Here is a 15,604-nt window from a genome sequence, read left to right as displayed (position 1 = left end):
GAGGGGTGGACCGTGGCGGTCAACAGGAGCCGCATTCTCGTCGCGCAGATGGCCCGGGTGTACCTCGCGCCCGTCGGCACCGCTGCGCCCGCCGACCCGGTGGTGGCACCCGCCTCCGACTGGGTCGAGGTCGGGCTGTTCACGCCCGACTCGCTGGCGTTCAACACCGACCTGAACTTCGAGGAAGTGACCTCGCACCAGTCGGACTACCCGACGCGGCGGATGCAGACCTCCGCCTCGGCGACGATCGAGGTCGATCTGCAGGAGTTCTCGGCCGCGAACCTCAAGGCCGTCTACGGCGGCGGCACCGTCACCACGGTGACCGGGCCGCCCGCCTACTACAAGTACTCGCCCCCGGCCGTCGGCGGGCGGACGCAGACCGCCGCGATGATCGAGGTGATCGACGGGTCCAAGCACTACCGGATCCTGGTGCCGATCGCCGAGCAGAACGACGGCGTCGAGCTGAAGCTGGAGAAGGCGTCGGAGGGCACGCTGCCGCTGCGCCTGGCCGTGGTCGGCTCCGACGTCGGGGATCCGTGGCAGATCCTCACCGACGACCCGAGCTTCGCGGCCGCCTGACGGCGGGTCGATCGGGCAGGCCGCGACGCTAGGCCGGGCCCGGTCCTAATGTGCTGCGCGGACGGCCCCGGTTTGATGCTGGCCGGGGTCGTTCCCCTTCTGTCGGGAGGGTTCGCGCTGGGCGGTCGGGGACTACCGGGGTTCGTGCCCGACCGCCTGGCGCTTTGTCCCCGCGCGAGTAGGGGGCGACGTTAGGCGGGGGCCGCTTCTAGCGTCGCCGGCGACACCCCGTTCCCCGCGACGGAAGGCACACCTCATGACGCTGCAGCTCGATCCCGATGTGGACGTGCTGGACCTGGACGCCGAGCGGGCCGAGCGGCAGCAGGCGCGGGCGGCCAAGCGCGGCGCCCGCGGCTCCAAGCTGCTGCTGCGCAACCGGGGCGAGGACATCGCCCTCATCGAGGCGGAGTTCGGCCTGGACGTGCTGGAGCCGTTCACCTCGCTGGCGCAGGAGGTGGACCTGGCGCTGCTGGTGCGCAAGGGCATCGACCTGGCGCAGGCGCAGGGCTCGGAGCAGCAGATCGACACCCTCGACATGATCGTCAGCGTGTTGGCCGCCAACCCCGACCTGCCGAGCGAGCTGGTCGCGGCGGTGAAGGAGTCGGCGCGCAGGCTGCTGACCCCGGCCGGGTACGACCGGCTGATGGCGCAGCGGCCGACGCCGTGGGACGTGGCGGCGCTGGCGCGCAACCTGCTGCGCTGGTGGGGGGTGAACCTGGGGGATTTCTCGTCATCCTCCACGCCCACGGACGGTGGAGGGACCTCGAGTCCGACTTCGCCCACCACTACCCCGGCATCGATCCCAACGGCGCCTGGCTCTGCCCCGGAGACCCCGGTTTCGTTGGCGTCCGGCGTCTCGCCGGGCTGATCGAGCGGCTGCCCGACGACTGCTGGACCCGCACCACCCACCGGGGGCGGGACCAGATGCGGTTGGCGCGGGCGTGGCCGGTGGACGCCGAGCTGCTGGCGCAGGTGATCGAGGAGATCAGTGTGCTGGCCGCCGACCACCGGCGCCGCAAGCCGCGGGAGGTGCCGCGCCCGGAGAAGCCGAAGCCGGAGCCCGAGCGGCGCGGGGAGGAGGGCGTGGTGGACGTGGCGCCCGCCGTGGCGGTGGTGAAGGGCGCGGCGGCCGCGCTGGCGGCGCGCAACGCCGTTCGCAACTCCACGGTGCTGTCCCCCGTCGGCTGAGCCGGCGCCTGCGCTGATCGCAGGGGGCGACGGTAACCCGGGCCGCTCCCTACGTTGGGCCCGACACACACCCCACCTTGGCACCGCCGTGCCCGGGAGGGGCGTGTGACTGAGCAGCCTGTCGAGGGCGGCCGACTGTATGTCGAGGTCGTCTCCGACGTTGCCGGTTTCCGCCGGGACCTTCAGACCAAGCTCGACACCGAGATCCGCGGGGTCCGCGCCGACATCCAGGCGAGGGTCACCGGGACGGTCGTGTTCGACCGGGCGCAGATCCGCCGGGAGCTGGCGACGAAGGTCGCGCAGGCGGCCCGCGAGGTCAAGGCGCAGATCCGCGTCGAGGCCGACACCTCGCGGGCCCGCGAGACCATCACCCGGTTCCGGCAGGAGCAGGAGCGCAACCCGATCCGGCCGCCGGTGCGGCCGGAGACCGACAAGTCGTCGCTGGCGAAGATCGGTTCGGAGATCGCCAGTTTCGGCGAGGCGCTGACCGGGCTGTTCCAGTTCCCGGCGATGGCGTCGGGGTTGACGCTGCTAGGCGGGGCGGCGGTGAACCTGGCCGGTGGGCTGGCGGCGGTCGCCGCGTCGGCGTCGCAGGCGATCGGGGTGCTGGCAGCGCTGCCGGGGCTGGCGTCGGTGGCCGCGCAGGGTATGGGGACGCTGATGCTGGGGTTCTCCGGCATCGGCGAGGCCGTCAAGGCGCTGGGCAAGAGCCACCAGCAGGCCGGCGTCAGCGCGGGCCGGTCGGCCGCGCAGCAGGTGAACGCCGCCGCGCAGATCAAGTCGGCGCAGGACCGGCTCGCCCAGGCCCGCAAGCAGGCCGCCGAGCGGGTCGCCACCGCCCAGCAGCAGGCGGCGGAGAAGGTCGCCGCCGCGCAGCAGCAGTCGGCCGAGCGGATCGCGCGCGCCGACCAGGCGGTGGCCGACGCGCAGCGGGGCGTCAAGCAGGCCCAGGAGGAGTTGACGGCGGCGCGGGCCAAGGCCCGCGAGGAGATCGAGCAGCTGTCGTTCAGCCTGCGCGAATCGGTGCTGAGCGAGGAGCAGGCCGAGATCACCTTGGAGCGGGCCAAGGCCAAGGTGCTGGCGGCGCGGCAGTCGGCGACCATGTCGCCGCTGGACAAGCGGCAGGCCGAACTCGACTACAAGCAGGCCATCCTCGATCTCGAAGAGGCGAAAGACCGCGCGACCGACCTGGCGGCCGAGAACAAGAAGGCCGCCAAGGAGGGCGTGGAGGGGTCTGACACCGTCCGGGCCGCCAAGGCGCGGGTGTCGGACGCCAACCGGGCGCTGCGGGACGCGGAGAAGGAGGCGGCCAAGGCGCGGCGTGACGGCGCCAAGGAGGTCGCCAAAGCCCAGGCCGACGGTGCGCGGGAGGTCGCCCAAGCGCGCGCGGAGGGCGCCGCGCAGATCAAGGCGGCGCAGGACGCCGTCCGGCAGGCGATGGCCTCCACCGGGCAGCAGGCGGCGGCGACCGGCGCGTCGGTGAACGCGCTCGGCACCGCGCTGGACAACCTGTCGCCGGCCGGGCGGCGGTTCGCCAAGTTCATCGCCGGGACGCTGAAGCCGAAGTTCGACGATCTTCGCAAGTCGATCCAGGAGGCGATGCTTCCCGGCGTCCAGCGGGGCATCACCGCGGCGCTGCCGCTGCTGGACGTGCTGAAGAAGCACATGACCGCCACCGGGAAGATCATCGGCGGTCTGGCGGTGAAGTTCGGGAAGCTGGCGGGCTCGGCGCCGTTCCGCCGTGACACCGCGACGATCATGTCGTCGAACAACCGGGCGCTGAGCGCGTTCGGTGAGTCGGGCCTGCATTTCGCCAACGCGCTGCGCGACATCATGGTCGTCGCCTCCCCGATGGTGGAGAAGATCGCGCAGTTGGTGCTGCGGTTCTCCAAGTTCGCCGAGGCGCAGACCAAGGCGGGCCGCGCGTCGGGGAAGATGGCGGCCTTTTTCGACCGGGCGTGGAAGACCGCGAGCCAGCTCGCGCACATCCTCGGCGACGTCGTGGTGGGCCTGTTCAACGTCTTCCGGCAGGGCACCCCGGCCGGGAACGGGATGCTCGACTCCTTGGCCAAGGCGGCCGAGCGGTTCCGCAAGGCCACCGCCGACCCCAAGAACCAGGCGCGGTTCAAGAAGTTCTTCGACGACACCGTCCCGCTGATGCAGCACGCCGGGGACGCGTTGAAGCGGATCGTCGGGCTGGTCTTGAAGCTCGGGGAGGCGACCGGGGGCGGCACGCTCGACCCGCTGTTCACGGTGCTGAACCTGCTGCTGACGGTGCTGGACAAGCTGCTGTCGATGCCGGGCGCCGGGCAGGTGCTGTCGACCATCTTCCTGCTGTCGGCGGCCGGGGCGGGGCTCGGGTTCGTGGCCAAGGGCCTCGGGAAGATCGTCGAGAACCTCGGCAAGATCTCCAAGTACACCGGCCTGTCCAAGCTGTTCAAGCTGATCCGCGGCGGCGACGAGAGCGGCGGAGGCGGAGGCGAGGGCGGCGGCGGGCCGCTGGAGAAGCTCAAGGCCGGCTGGGAGAAGGTCACCGAGTCGCTCGGCAAGGTGAAGGAGGCCGCCGGGCAGGTCAAGGACGCGTTCAACCGGGCCAAGGACGCGGCGGCGCGGGCGGGGCAGGTCGCCAAGCGGGGGTTCTCGTCCGCCTGGACAGGCGTGAAGCGCGGCGCGAGCGCGGTGGGGTCGGCGGCCCAGACCGGGGCGCAGGCCGCCGGGCGCGGCATCCGCACCGGGGCGGTGGCGACGGGGCGGGGCGTCAAGACGGCCGCGAAGGCGACGGGGCGGGGCGCGGCGGCGGCCGGGCGCGGGGTGAAGACCGCGGCGATCACCGTGGGGGCGCAGGCCGCCGCCGGGGCGCGCACCGCCGGGTCGGCGCTGGCGGGCGCGGCGAGCAAGGCGGGGCTGGCGGCGCGCAACGCCGCGTCGTTCGCGGCGAACCTCGTCAAGGCCGGCGCGGCGGCGACGGTCAACGCCATCCGGACGGCCGGGTCGGCGATCGCGGGCGCGGCGACGGCCGCGGGTCGCGGCGCGGTGGCGCTGGGCGCGCTGGCGCTGGGGTACGTGCGGGCGGGCGCGGCGGCGGCGCTGTCGGCCGCGCGGACCGCGCTGTACACGGTGGCGACGTATGCGGTGCGGGCCGCCACTATCGCGTGGACGGCGGTTCAGTGGTTGCTCGACGCGGCCCTCAACGCCAACCCCATTTCCTTGATCGTTATCGGGATCGGGCTGCTCATCGGGGCGCTGATCTTGGCGTACACCAAGGTCGGATGGTTCCGCAACGCCGTGAACGCGGTGTTCGGGTGGATCCGCGACCACTGGAAGCTGCTCGCCGCGATCTTGTTCGGGCCGATCGGCATCGCGGTCGGCTTGATCGTCCGCTACTGGGACAAGATCAAGTCCGGGACGCTCGCCGCCGTCAACTTCATTGTGGGGTGGGTGAAGACCCACTGGCGGCTGCTGGTCGGCGTCGTGACCGGCCCGCTCGGCGCGGTCGTCTCGACGGTGACCTCCCACTGGACCAAGATCAAGAACGCCTTCGGGGCGGCGCTGTCGTGGGTGCTCTCGAAGGTGAAGGGCCAGCTCTCGCAGGTCGCCGGGGCCTTCTCCCGGGCCTGGAACACGGTGGTGAACACCACGACCTCGTGGGCGAACACCCTGCATTCCAAGGTGAAGAGCCTGATGTCCAAGCTCCATTCCGCATTCTCCACCGGAGTGGCATCTCTCGGGGCAGCCTGGGAGAAATTGAAGGCAGTCACCAAAAAGCCCGTAAACTTCATGATCGGGACGGTCTATAACCACGGGATCGTCAGCCTTTGGAACAAAATCATTGATTGGCTGCATATCCCCGGAATGCGTCTCGGGCAGATGGGCCTGCTCGCCTCCGGCGGCACCATCGACAACCCCGCAAACGCCGTCCCGATGCAGGTCAACCGCCCCATGGCCATCGTCGGAGAAGGGCGCCCGCAATACCCCGAATACGTCATCCCGACCGATCCCCGCTACCGGGGCCGGGCGAAGGCGCTGTGGTCGGCGGCCGGGTCGAAACTGCAGATGCTCGCGGGCGGCGGCGTCATCGGCGGCTTCTTCGGCAAGGTCAAGCAGATCGCCGGGAAGGTCGTCGACGTCGGCAAGGCCGGATTGGACCTGCTCGCCCACCCCGGCGAGATCTGGGACAAGCTCGCCAAGCCGGTCCTCAGCATGGCCAAGGGAATCGGCGGGTCCCCCTACGCGCAGGCGATCGCCGCCATCCCCAAGAAGATCCTCGACACCGCCAAGGGCGCCGCGCTGTCGGTGACCAAGGCGTTCAACGAAGGGTTCTCCGGCGGCGGCTCCTCCAACGCCGTGGAGGCCGCCCGCAAGTACATCGGCGTCCCCTACGTGTGGGGCGGCACCTCCCACTCGGGCATCGACTGCTCGGGCCTGACCATGCGCGCCTGGCTGGACGGCGCGCACAAGAACATCACCCGCACCACCTACTCCCAGAAGGCATACCTCAAGCGCATCCCCGGTCCGCGGCCCGGCTCCCCCGGCCAGCCGCACCCCGGCCACACCTACCTCGCCTCCCGCGTGCAGGGCGGCCGGGTGTGGGTCGTGGAGGCCGCGCACACCGGCACCAACGTCTCCGAGCACCTGCTGACCCGCCCGACGCCGTGGTGGGGGTGGCCGCCCGGCATGGCAGCCGGCGGCATCCTCAAGCGGCTCGGCGAGCGGTACGTCAAGAACGGCGACGCCGGCTCGCAGCTCGCCCGCTACCTCGGCGTCGCCGGCGACCCCGGCGGCATCGCCGTCGGCTACCCCGGCCCCGGCCCCGGCGCGCCCGCCCTCAAGCGCGACTCCGGCGGGCCGCTGCCGCCCGGGTCGTGGGCGTTCAACGGCCTGTCCGGCACCGAATGGGTCCTCACCCCCGAAGCCGTCGACTACCTCGGCGGCGACCGCGCGGTGGCCGCCATCAACGCCGTCGCCGCGCGCCGCGCCCACTCCCCCGCCGAGCCCGCCCGCCCGGCGCTGGGCGGCGGGCCCACCGCGCAGGTCATCGTCAACCCGCAGCCCAAGCAGTCCGAGACCGAGATCGGCATGGTCGCTGCACGCAAGATCGGGGTGATGCTGTCGTGATCCCTATCGCCTCGCCCGTCTACTACCTGGGCGACTGGGCGGGCAACGTCACCGACGACTACGGGGTCGACTGGGTCGTGCAGACCGAGGACGGCTGGTCGTCCTCCCCGCCGATCAAGCCCACCCAAACCGACAAGTCGCAAGGAGACGGCGCCTGGCAGGGCCCCGGCTTCTACGGCGCCCGCGTCATCAACCTCAAGGGCACCGCGATCGCCGGCGACCGGCTGTCGATGCTGGCCGCCAAGCGGCGCATCAAGGCCGCGATCGGCGCCCGCGCCCTGGCCAAGCTCACGGTCGCCGAAGCCGACCTGACGCTGACCTCACAGGTGCGGCTGTCGGACCAGATCGACATCTCCGACAAGGGCGCACGGGGGTTCGTGTGGTCGCTGACGGTGGTGGCCGCCGACCCGCGCCGCTACTCCGCCGACTCCGCACAGCCCTCCACCGGCCTGCCGGTGGTCGGGGCCGTCGGCCGCACCTACAACCGCACCTACCCCTACTCCTATCCGATCCCGGCGGGCGGGACGGGCTCGGTGTTCTTCAACAATCTCGGCGACTACGACCAGACGCCCGCTGTCATCACCATCTGGGGGCCGGTCATCAACCCGTGGATCGCGCACGTGCAGACCGGCCGGACGCTGTCGTTCGGCATCACCGTCCTGGAGGGGCAGCGGCTGGTGGTCGACCTGCTGGCCCGCACGGTGATGCTGAACGGGACGGCGTCGCGGGCCAGCGCGGTCACCCCCGGCTCTGCGTGGTTCATGCTCACCAAAGGTCTCAACGAGGTGCAGTTCCGCGGCGACGCGGGCGCCTCCGGCACCGGCGCCGTGCCGGTCATGTCGATGACCGCCGCCTCCGCCTGGACGTGAGCGCCTGCCCCTGCCCGCCGCTCCCCCGCCGCCCCCTCTGCCTGTTGATCCGCGACACCCCACGGAACCACAGGAGGAACCGCCGTGGCTCCGGTGAACCCGCCGACCTGGCAGCAGGCCGGGACCTACTCGGCCAAGAACGACCGGCAGCTCATCGCCTCGCTGCTGACGCCCGCCTCCGAATACGGGGCGCTGGGGTCGCGGCCGGGGTTCGTGCCCGCGCCGGCGACCGGCGGCATGCTGGTCCACCAGCGCACCACCCCCGACATGAAGGTCACGGTGGAGCCGGGGCCGGTGTTCATCAACGCCACCTCCTCGCTCGGCGGCATGTACGCCTGCCGCAACGACGCCGCCTACGACGTCACCGTGGCCGCCGCCCACGCCACGCTGAACCGCCTCGACCTGGTGATCGCGCGGGTGTACGACGCGGTCGACGACGTCGGCGCCCTCAACCAGTTCACCATCGAGGTCCTGACCGGCACCCCGGCGGCGGCGCCGTCGCGGCCAGACATGCCGCAGCAGTCGTTCGCGCTGGCGGAGCTGTCGATCACCGCCGGGCTCACCGCCGTCACGAACGCCAAGATCAACGATCTGCGGCGGCTCACCGTCGCGCTCGGCGGCATCCTGCCCGTCAACGACGTGTACGCGATGCCGCCCAACCCCTACCCGGGCCAGAAGGTGTGGCGCCGGGACCTGTCCGCGGAGATGATCTACGACGGGACCAACTGGCAGACCCTGTCGTACGGGGTGTGGACGTCCTATACCCCGACGTGGGGGTCGGGAGGCACTCAGCCGGTACTCGGCAACGGCGCCGCGACCGGCCGCTACTACCTGGTCGGCAAGACGTGCTCGATGTTCGCCCACATCCGGCTCGGGTCCACCAGCACCGTCGGGACGGGCACCTACACCGTGTCGCTGCCGTTCACGCCCCGCTCGGGCGAGCCGTCGCAGTTCCTGATCTCCCGGATGCTGGACGGGTCCGCGGGAGCGGCGTGGGCCGGGCAGGCATACCTCGGGTCCAACAAGCCGAACCTGACCTACCAGGGCACCACCAGCTTGGTGTCGGTCAACCCGACGCAGCCGTTCACGTTCGCGAACACCGACGAGCTGCAGGTGTTCGGCACCTACGAGATCGCCTGATGGCCGAGTACCGGTATCACCTGTACGACCTGGCGTCCGGGGTGCGGATCGACACCCTGCCGCTGGAGCAGGTCACCTACTCCCGGGAGATGCGCGGAGTGGGGTCGCTGCGGGGCCAGCTGCCCATGTACGGCGACGGGCTGACGGCCGCGCGGGTGTTGCAGGCCACCATCCCCGACCACACCAAGATCTTCGTTGAGCGCGACAACGCGCTGGTGTGGGGCGGGCGGCTGGTGCCGCCGCGCAGCTACGACTCCGCGTCGGGGATGCTGTCGGTGACGGCCGAGGAGACCATCGGCGCGTTCGCCTCCCGGTACCTGCCGACGCTGTCGTTCCTGGGCGCCGACCAGTTCGACATCGCCCGCGCGCTGCTGTCCACGCCGCAGGCCGACTCCGGCGGGAACATGGGCGTCGGCGCGACCGCCGGCCTTTCGGGGGTGCTGCGGGACCGCAACTACAACGCCGCCGACCAGACGGTGGTGCTGACGGCGCTGACGGAGCTGTCGGAGGTGGAGAACGGGTTCGAGTTCGCCACCCAGACGGTGTGGTCGGGCGGCGCCCCGGCCGAGACGGTGCTGCTGGGGTATCCGCGGCTGGGCCGGGCGGGCGCCGATTCGGGGCTGGTGCTGGAGTACGACGCGTTCGGCGGTGGCGGCAACATCGTGTCCTACACCTGGGACGACGGGCCGGGGCTGTTCACCCGGTCGTGGGCGTCCACCGAGACCGACGAGGGTGTGCAGCTCACGGCGTCGGCGACCAACTCGGCGCTGCTGGGGCAGGGGTATCCGCTGCTGGAGCAGTCGCAGCAGTTCGACGGGATCACCAACCTGGCCACGTTGCAGGCGCACGCCAACGCGCTGTCGGCGTTCGCCGGCGGGCACCACGTCACCGCGAAGGTGACGGTGATGGCGCAGCCGGGCGTGGAGGTCGGCGACTGGCAGTTGGGCGATGAGGCGCTGGTGCGGATCTCGGACTGGCGGTTCCCGCCCGACCCGGGCGCGGGCACTCCCGGCTACGCCGGCTACATGCGGATCATGGAAGTGCAGGTCACGCCCGGCGCGGAAGGCGACGAGCAGTACGACTTCACCATGGGCGACATGCTGGAAAGCCTGTGAAAGGGGGCCGGTGATGGTGAACGCGCGGCATCCGGGGTCGCGGTTGGTGCCGCACGACCCCGACCTGGTGCGTGCCCTGAAGGCGATGCGCCGCGACATTCAGCGGGCCGCGACGGCGCAGCAGACCGAGACGATCGTGGCGATCCCCGCGGTCCCGTCGCGGTGGGAGCCGGCGACCGCCGCGGCGATGGCCAACGTCCAGCAGATGAACATCTACCGGTCCGGCAGCCATCTGTTCTGCGATGTGGCGTGCGGCACCGGTGCCGGGTCGGTGCTGCGCGTGCAGCTGACCTGCCCCGACCTGGCGTTGACCGGCACGGCCGTCACCACCGCCTCGGGCGGCACCCAGCGGATCATCCGGGTGCAGCTGGACTTCCCCGACGCGTGGACGGTCGGCGCCGTCCACCTGGTCTACGCGCAAGCGATGCGCGTGAGCGGATCCGACTCCACCACCATGGCGGTCATCCGCGCCTGGCAGCGCTGACGCCCCGGGGGACGGGGCGACGTTAACCCCCCGAACCCGCCACCCTTCGGGCTGTGGCATGGCAGCAGCGCATCCAGCACGCGGCCCGCCGCGCCTGCCTGCGGGTGGGACGGCGCGGCACGTTCCTGCTGTTCCTGGCGCTGCTGGACTGGGTGTACGGCGCGAGCCTGTGCGGGCACTACGCGCGCATCTCCCCCACCTACCAGTTCGCCGCGCAGGTGCTCCCGCTGCACGCCTGGGCGGCGGTGTGGGTCGGGGTCGGGCTGGTGTGCGGGGCGTTCGCCCCGGCCCGCAATGACCAGCTCGCGTTCGGCGCCGCGATCGCGTTGAAGATCGTGTGGGGCGGGCTCGGGCTGCTGGGCTGGCTGGTGGAGGACATCCCCCGCGGCTATGTGTCCGCGGTGATCTGGATGGCGTTCGCCGGCGTCGTGCTGCTGATCGCCGGGTGGCGGGAGAACTGGGCACACAACGGCAATGGCCACGGCAACGGCGGCGGCATCGTTGGGCGGTCGCGATGAACACGCTCGGGTCGCTGCTGGTGCAGGCCGGGCTCGGGCTGGTGCCGATCGTGGTTGCGGTGGTCGCCTACCGGCAGGCGGTGGCCGCCAACCGCATCACCGCCCAGCAGGCCGAACGCGCCGCCGCGCGCCAGGCGGCGCTTGAGCGCTCGAAGGTGGACGCCGAAGCCTACAACCGCGCCAAGACGATCTATGAGGCTGCGCTCGTGCAGCTGGAGCGGCAGATCGACCGGCTGCAGGGCCAGTCGGACCGGCTCGGGGAACAGCTCGCCCGCGAGCAGGACACCTCCAACACGCTGCGCTCGCAGGTGCAGACGATGAACGCCCAGATCAGGGAGTTGGAGCGGACGGTCGCGGGGCTGCGCCGCCAGTTGATCGAAGCCGGCGTCCGGCCGGTTCCACCCCCCAGAGCTACCGAGGAGGACCCGGAATGAGGGCTGTGGTGGAGGCGAAGGTGAAGGGCGGCGCCGCCGGGGCGGCCGTGGCGGGCCTGGTGGTGTGGCTGCTGGGCGCGTACGTGTTCCCCGGGGACGTGCCGGAAGCGGTCACGGCGGTGGTGGACGTGGTGGTGCCGGGCGTGGTGGCGTTCGCGGCCGGGTGGCTGGCGCGGCACACCCCGCGCACCGACCCCGACGCCGTGCCACCGCAGGACCCGGCGCCGCTGGCGTGACCGGATCGGGCCGCAGGCCCGACAGCGGCGGGGTCGCAGAGTTCTCTGCGGCCCCGCCGTGGTCTAGCATGGTCGCTCGGACCACCCCCTCGCACGCGTAATCAGACCCGACCTTGGTCGGTCTCGGCGCTAGGCACGCCGCGGCTGTAGGGGCACCGGGTGCGAGACTCTGGGATACCGCATGCTCGCGGGATGACCCCAGGGCGCGCATGCGAGAGGACGCCTCGTACTCCGGGGAGTCGAAGACCTTGAAATCGACTCCCCATATGGATGCCTGGCTAGGGGTGGTTCCTTTTACTTTCCCTGCTCGGGGGGCTCACCGACGCCCTTGGCGCGCAGGTCGGCGTACACCTCTTCCGGCGTCTCCCCGTTCTTGATCCGCCACCGGATGTGGGTCTGGAGCTTGGGGAACAGGTCGGCGATCACCCGGTTCGCCTGGTTCTTCGGCGACTCGTCCGCCTTCTGTTCGAACAGCGTCGAGCGGATCCTGCGGCTCTGCGCGCGGACCGCCGACAGCTTGTTCTTGTGCGACTCCAGGTCAAGGAACTTCTGGGAGGCGCGGTCGAGGCCGCGGAACTTGCTCTCGACGTTGGAGATGAGCCGGCCGGACGCCTGGAAGGTGCGGATGGCCAGCTCGGCGGAGTAGAACACGCGGGCGCCTTCGGCGGCCTCCTCGGCGGAGGCGGGCGCTGTGGGGTCCAGCGACACCCACTCGTTGACCGCCCGGTCGTACTCGCGGTCCTGCAGCCCGGCGAGGATCTGGATCTCTTCGCGGTCTTTCGCGGTGAGGTTCGCGGGCGGGGTCGGGTTGATGTAGGCGACGGCCTGTTCGCGGGTCTCGGCGCGCGGCGGCTGCGGCGGCCGGTTGCGGCGCGGCCGCTTCTCGGCACCCTCGGGCGCGGCCGGGCGGCCGGATGGGCTGCCGGACGGGCGGGCCGGGCGGGCGGTGGTGGGGCGGCCGGGGATGGGCTGGCGGGGCGGCATGGGCGCACTCCTTGAGGGTCGTGCCGGGGCGTGCTTCGACCCCGGCGGATTGATCGCCTAGCGTACTCGGCGGCGCGGCCGGTACCGTGAGTGACCGGGGGACGTTAACGTTCCCCAGGACACAGTATGGCCCGGTTGAGCACCCGGGCCCTATTCAAGGAGCAGCCCTATGGCCGCGCATCCGCAGGCGCCCCACCCCAACGACACCCTGGTGACCGACGCCGTCGCCGGCGACGCTCCCCCGCCCACCGGCCCGCCCACCGCGCCGCCCGCCGGGCCCGGCGCCGAGCCGGCCGGGGGCGAGGCGATCGAGGGGACCGTCATCGGCGACGTCCTCGAAGGCGGCGCCGACGTGGCGCTGGCCGTGCCCGAGGAGCTGCGCAAGCAGCCGGTCGACCTGGCAGCCGACGACGGGTGGCTGGACTGGCTGGGGCAGCGCCGCACCTACTTCGCCGACGCGCTCCCCCGCCACGTCAACGAGCGGCACTTCATCCAGGTCGCGCTCACCTCCATCAAGTCCAGCCGGGCGCTGCAGAACTGCACGCCGGAGTCGCTGACGGTCTCCCTCATGCACTGCGCCCGGTTCGGGCTGGACCCCGACGGGACGCACGCCGCGATCGTCCCCTACGGCCGCGTGGCCACCTTCATCCCGATGTACCAGGGGTACGTGGACCTGATGTACCGGTCGGGGTTCGTTACCTCGGTCGTGTTCGACTGGATCTTCGAGAAGGACGACTGGTTCATCAAGCGCGGCCGCCCCGCACCCGACGACTTCGAGCACGAGCCGTTCCTGCTGTCCAAGGACCGCGGCGAGGTGGTGCTGGCGTACGCGTTCGCGTGGCTGCGCGGCGGTGCCCGCTCCCAGGTGATGGCGTTGAACCTGGAGGATGCCGAGGAGATCCGCGACAAGTACTCCAAGGCGTACGAGCGGGCCGAGCGGGAGCGCAAGAAGAACCCCAAGCTCTTCAAGGCCAACCCCGACTGGGGGAAGTTCAACTCCCCCTGGCACACCAACTTCCTGGCGATGTGGCTGAAGTCGGCGGTGCGGGCGCTGGCCAAGAGGGTCCCCAAGACCCCGGAGCTGATCGAGCTGATGAAGATGGACGACGAGGCCGACTCCCGGGTCCGCGCGGCGCAGGACGCCGACGAGGCGGCGCTGATGGACGAGGAGCGTGCACGCCAGTACGCCGCCGCGCACGATGCCCCCGATGACGTGGTGGAGGGCGAGATCGTGCACGACGAGCCCGTGCACGACGGTGTGCACGGCGAGCGCGCACAGGACGCACAGGATGCCGCTGACCTGCGCGAACACCGTGCACAGGACCGTGCACACCCCCGCGCACACCCCCGCGCACAGGGCGGTGCACACCCGCGTGCACAGCAGGACGGCCCGGACGCACAGCCGGCCGCTGAGCGGCCCGTGCACGCTGCCGGTGTGCATGCGGCCGACGCTGGTGCACGGGCGGGCGGGGAGGCGCAGCGCTGCGAGTGGCTTCTGGCCGAGCTGGGGGAGATGGCCGAGATCCTCGGCCGCCCGGTCGGGCAGTTGGAGGCGCGGCTGGTGCAGCGGCTGCGGTGCGATCTGGAGCAGGCGACGTCGCGGCGGCTGCTGCGGCTGATGGGGCAGTCGCGGCCCGGGGTGGTGGCGGCGCTGCGCGAGCAGGGCCGGACGGTCGAGGCCGACGCCTACGAGCGGGCGTACCGCGAGGAGATGGTGGCTCCGGTGGAGGTGCTGTTCGGCCGCGCGGCCTGACCGCGCAGGAGGCCCAGGAGGGGGCCCGCCCCGTCCGGTGTGCGCGCCGGACGGGGCGGGCCTTTTCTCATGCCCGGGGCATGCACTGTGCGCTCGGTGTGCACGTCAAGGGCGGTGTGCACGGTGGTGTGCACGCGGATGTTGGTACCCGGGGGAGCGTGCACGATGTGCACGGCGGGCGGGGGTGTGCACGGCGGTGTGCACCGAAAACGGGGAGCGGTGCGCGCGGCTGTGCGCGGTGGTGGGGGGGCTTTCAGCCTGTGCAGGTGTGCGCGGGTGTGCACGGCGGTGTGCACGGCGGTGTGCACCCGCGCTGGGCGCAGTAGGCGGCCAGCTCCGTCTCGACGGCGTCGGCTTGGGCGGGGGTGTCGATGACTATGGGGGCGGCGCCGACCACGGTGGCCATGGCGTCGGGGCCGGTCAGGACCGGCGCCCAGGGTTGCGGGTCGCCGGCCCGCCAGCGTTGTTCGGGGGAGGCGTAGAGGGCCTTGGCGGTGGCGGCGGTGACGCCGAGCTGTCCGGCGATCGTCTCCCAGCTCGCGCCGTTCAGGATGCGTTCGGACAGCACGCACAGGGTCTTGAAGCGTTTCTGCAGGACGTTGAGGTGGCGGGAGGCGCGGATGCAGTCCTCGTCGGGGGTGTGCAGGCAGGTCAGTGCCAGGGTGGCGTCGTGGATGTCGCGGGCCGCGACAGTACGAGCCAGCTCGGTTCGTCGGGCGAGGAAATCGGGTGCTGTGCGGGCTGCCACGGTCCGTATCGTACTCGGGTACGGAACGTGACTTCCGGATGGCGGGGCGTGGTGGGGTTCGCGTGTCATGGGCTTTCCTGGGGTTGGTGGGCGGCCTTGCTCGTGGGATCGGTCGCCCGCTCGGGGCGGCCAACCGATCTGGCTTCCGCCACGGGTGAATCATTCACGGTCATGCCCAGCCGGGTGCGGCTTTAGGCTCTCTTGACCTTCCCGATGCCGAATCCGGCCGCCCTCGGCCGCCCGCCCGCCGCGTGTCGCCGGCCGCCCGCAGCCCGCCGCGCGCCCCACCTGGTTACAGCCGACACAAGCGGTTAACATGGCCCCGTGGACGTTAACCGGCCACACAATGCATGAGGACGCGACGTTAACACCGTCGCAGGTCTAGCGTCCGACCTCATGACCTACGGCACACACATCACCGCGGCCCCGGCAGAGCACCCG

The 15,604-nt window shown here is 71.6% G+C and carries 14 protein-coding genes; 12 read left to right on the top strand and 2 right to left on the bottom strand.

Annotated elements, in window-relative coordinates; all coding sequences use genetic code 11:
• Positions 1–12: 12 nt before the first annotated feature.
• The 11 genes from J4709_RS29260 (at position 13) to J4709_RS29210 (ending at position 11,678) form a co-directional block, all read left to right on the top strand.
• Positions 13–579, top strand: a complete 567-nt coding sequence (locus J4709_RS29260; RefSeq protein ID WP_208245097.1) for a phage tail tube protein — start codon at positions 13–15, stop codon at positions 577–579.
• A 256-nt stretch (positions 580–835) separates the two neighbouring features.
• Positions 836–1,447, top strand: coding sequence for a hypothetical protein (locus J4709_RS29255; RefSeq protein ID WP_208245096.1), 612 nt, complete (start codon positions 836–838; stop codon positions 1,445–1,447).
• A 56-nt stretch (positions 1,448–1,503) separates the two neighbouring features.
• The gene (locus J4709_RS29250) at positions 1,504–1,767 is read left to right on the top strand and encodes a hypothetical protein (protein ID WP_208245093.1); all 264 of its coding nucleotides are present in this window, start codon (positions 1,504–1,506) and stop codon (positions 1,765–1,767) included.
• A 105-nt stretch (positions 1,768–1,872) separates the two neighbouring features.
• The gene (locus tag J4709_RS55800; protein WP_307801635.1) at positions 1,873–6,882 is read left to right on the top strand and encodes an NlpC/P60 family protein; all 5,010 of its coding nucleotides are present in this window, start codon (positions 1,873–1,875) and stop codon (positions 6,880–6,882) included.
• On the top strand, positions 6,879–7,751 hold the full coding sequence (locus tag J4709_RS29240; protein ID WP_208245091.1) for a phage distal tail protein: 873 nt from the start codon (positions 6,879–6,881) through the stop codon (positions 7,749–7,751). Before J4709_RS55800 ends, J4709_RS29240 begins: the two co-directional genes overlap by 4 nt.
• An 84-nt stretch (positions 7,752–7,835) precedes the next feature.
• Positions 7,836–8,891 carry a hypothetical protein gene (locus tag J4709_RS29235; RefSeq protein ID WP_208245090.1) on the top strand — a complete coding sequence of 352 codons (1,056 nt, stop codon included), beginning with the start codon at positions 7,836–7,838 and terminating at the stop codon, positions 8,889–8,891.
• Positions 8,891–10,006, top strand: a complete 1,116-nt coding sequence (locus tag J4709_RS29230) for a hypothetical protein (protein ID WP_208245088.1) — start codon at positions 8,891–8,893, stop codon at positions 10,004–10,006. The genes J4709_RS29235 and J4709_RS29230 overlap by 1 nt, the downstream gene beginning before the upstream one ends.
• Positions 10,007–10,019: 13 nt before the next feature.
• Positions 10,020–10,490, top strand: a complete 471-nt coding sequence (locus J4709_RS29225; RefSeq protein ID WP_208245086.1) for a hypothetical protein — start codon at positions 10,020–10,022, stop codon at positions 10,488–10,490.
• Positions 10,491–10,543: 53 nt separating this feature from the next.
• Positions 10,544–11,008 carry a hypothetical protein gene (locus tag J4709_RS29220; RefSeq protein WP_208245085.1) on the top strand — a complete coding sequence of 155 codons (465 nt, stop codon included), beginning with the start codon at positions 10,544–10,546 and terminating at the stop codon, positions 11,006–11,008.
• Positions 11,005–11,442 (top strand): hypothetical protein, encoded by a 438-nt coding sequence (locus tag J4709_RS29215; protein WP_208245083.1) that lies wholly within the window; start codon positions 11,005–11,007, stop codon positions 11,440–11,442. Before J4709_RS29220 ends, J4709_RS29215 begins: the two co-directional genes overlap by 4 nt.
• Positions 11,439–11,678, top strand: a complete 240-nt coding sequence (locus J4709_RS29210; RefSeq protein ID WP_208245082.1) for a hypothetical protein — start codon at positions 11,439–11,441, stop codon at positions 11,676–11,678. Before J4709_RS29215 ends, J4709_RS29210 begins: the two co-directional genes overlap by 4 nt.
• Before the next feature lie 294 nt (positions 11,679–11,972).
• Here the strand turns inward: J4709_RS29210 and J4709_RS29205 are convergent, their stop codons facing one another.
• Positions 11,973–12,662: a hypothetical protein gene (locus tag J4709_RS29205; RefSeq protein ID WP_208245080.1), complete on the bottom strand. Its 690-nt coding sequence runs from the start codon at positions 12,660–12,662 to the stop codon at positions 11,973–11,975.
• 169 nt (positions 12,663–12,831) lie between these two features.
• Here J4709_RS29205 and J4709_RS29200 point away from each other — a divergent pair, with 169 nt between their 5' ends.
• Complete coding sequence (locus tag J4709_RS29200; protein WP_208245078.1) at positions 12,832–14,415, top strand: recombinase RecT; 1,584 nt, start codon at positions 12,832–12,834, stop codon at positions 14,413–14,415.
• 253 nt (positions 14,416–14,668) lie between these two features.
• On the opposite strand, the gene J4709_RS29195 is transcribed toward J4709_RS29200, so the two are convergent.
• Positions 14,669–15,163 carry a hypothetical protein gene (locus tag J4709_RS29195; RefSeq protein WP_208245069.1) on the bottom strand — a complete coding sequence of 165 codons (495 nt, stop codon included), beginning with the start codon at positions 15,161–15,163 and terminating at the stop codon, positions 14,669–14,671.
• Positions 15,164–15,604 lie beyond the last annotated feature (441 nt).

This window comes from Actinomadura violacea, from assembly GCF_017573465.1.
Classification (GTDB): Bacteria; Actinomycetota; Actinomycetes; order Streptosporangiales; family Streptosporangiaceae; genus Spirillospora; species Spirillospora violacea.
This window is presented reverse-complemented; position numbering and strand designations above follow the sequence as displayed.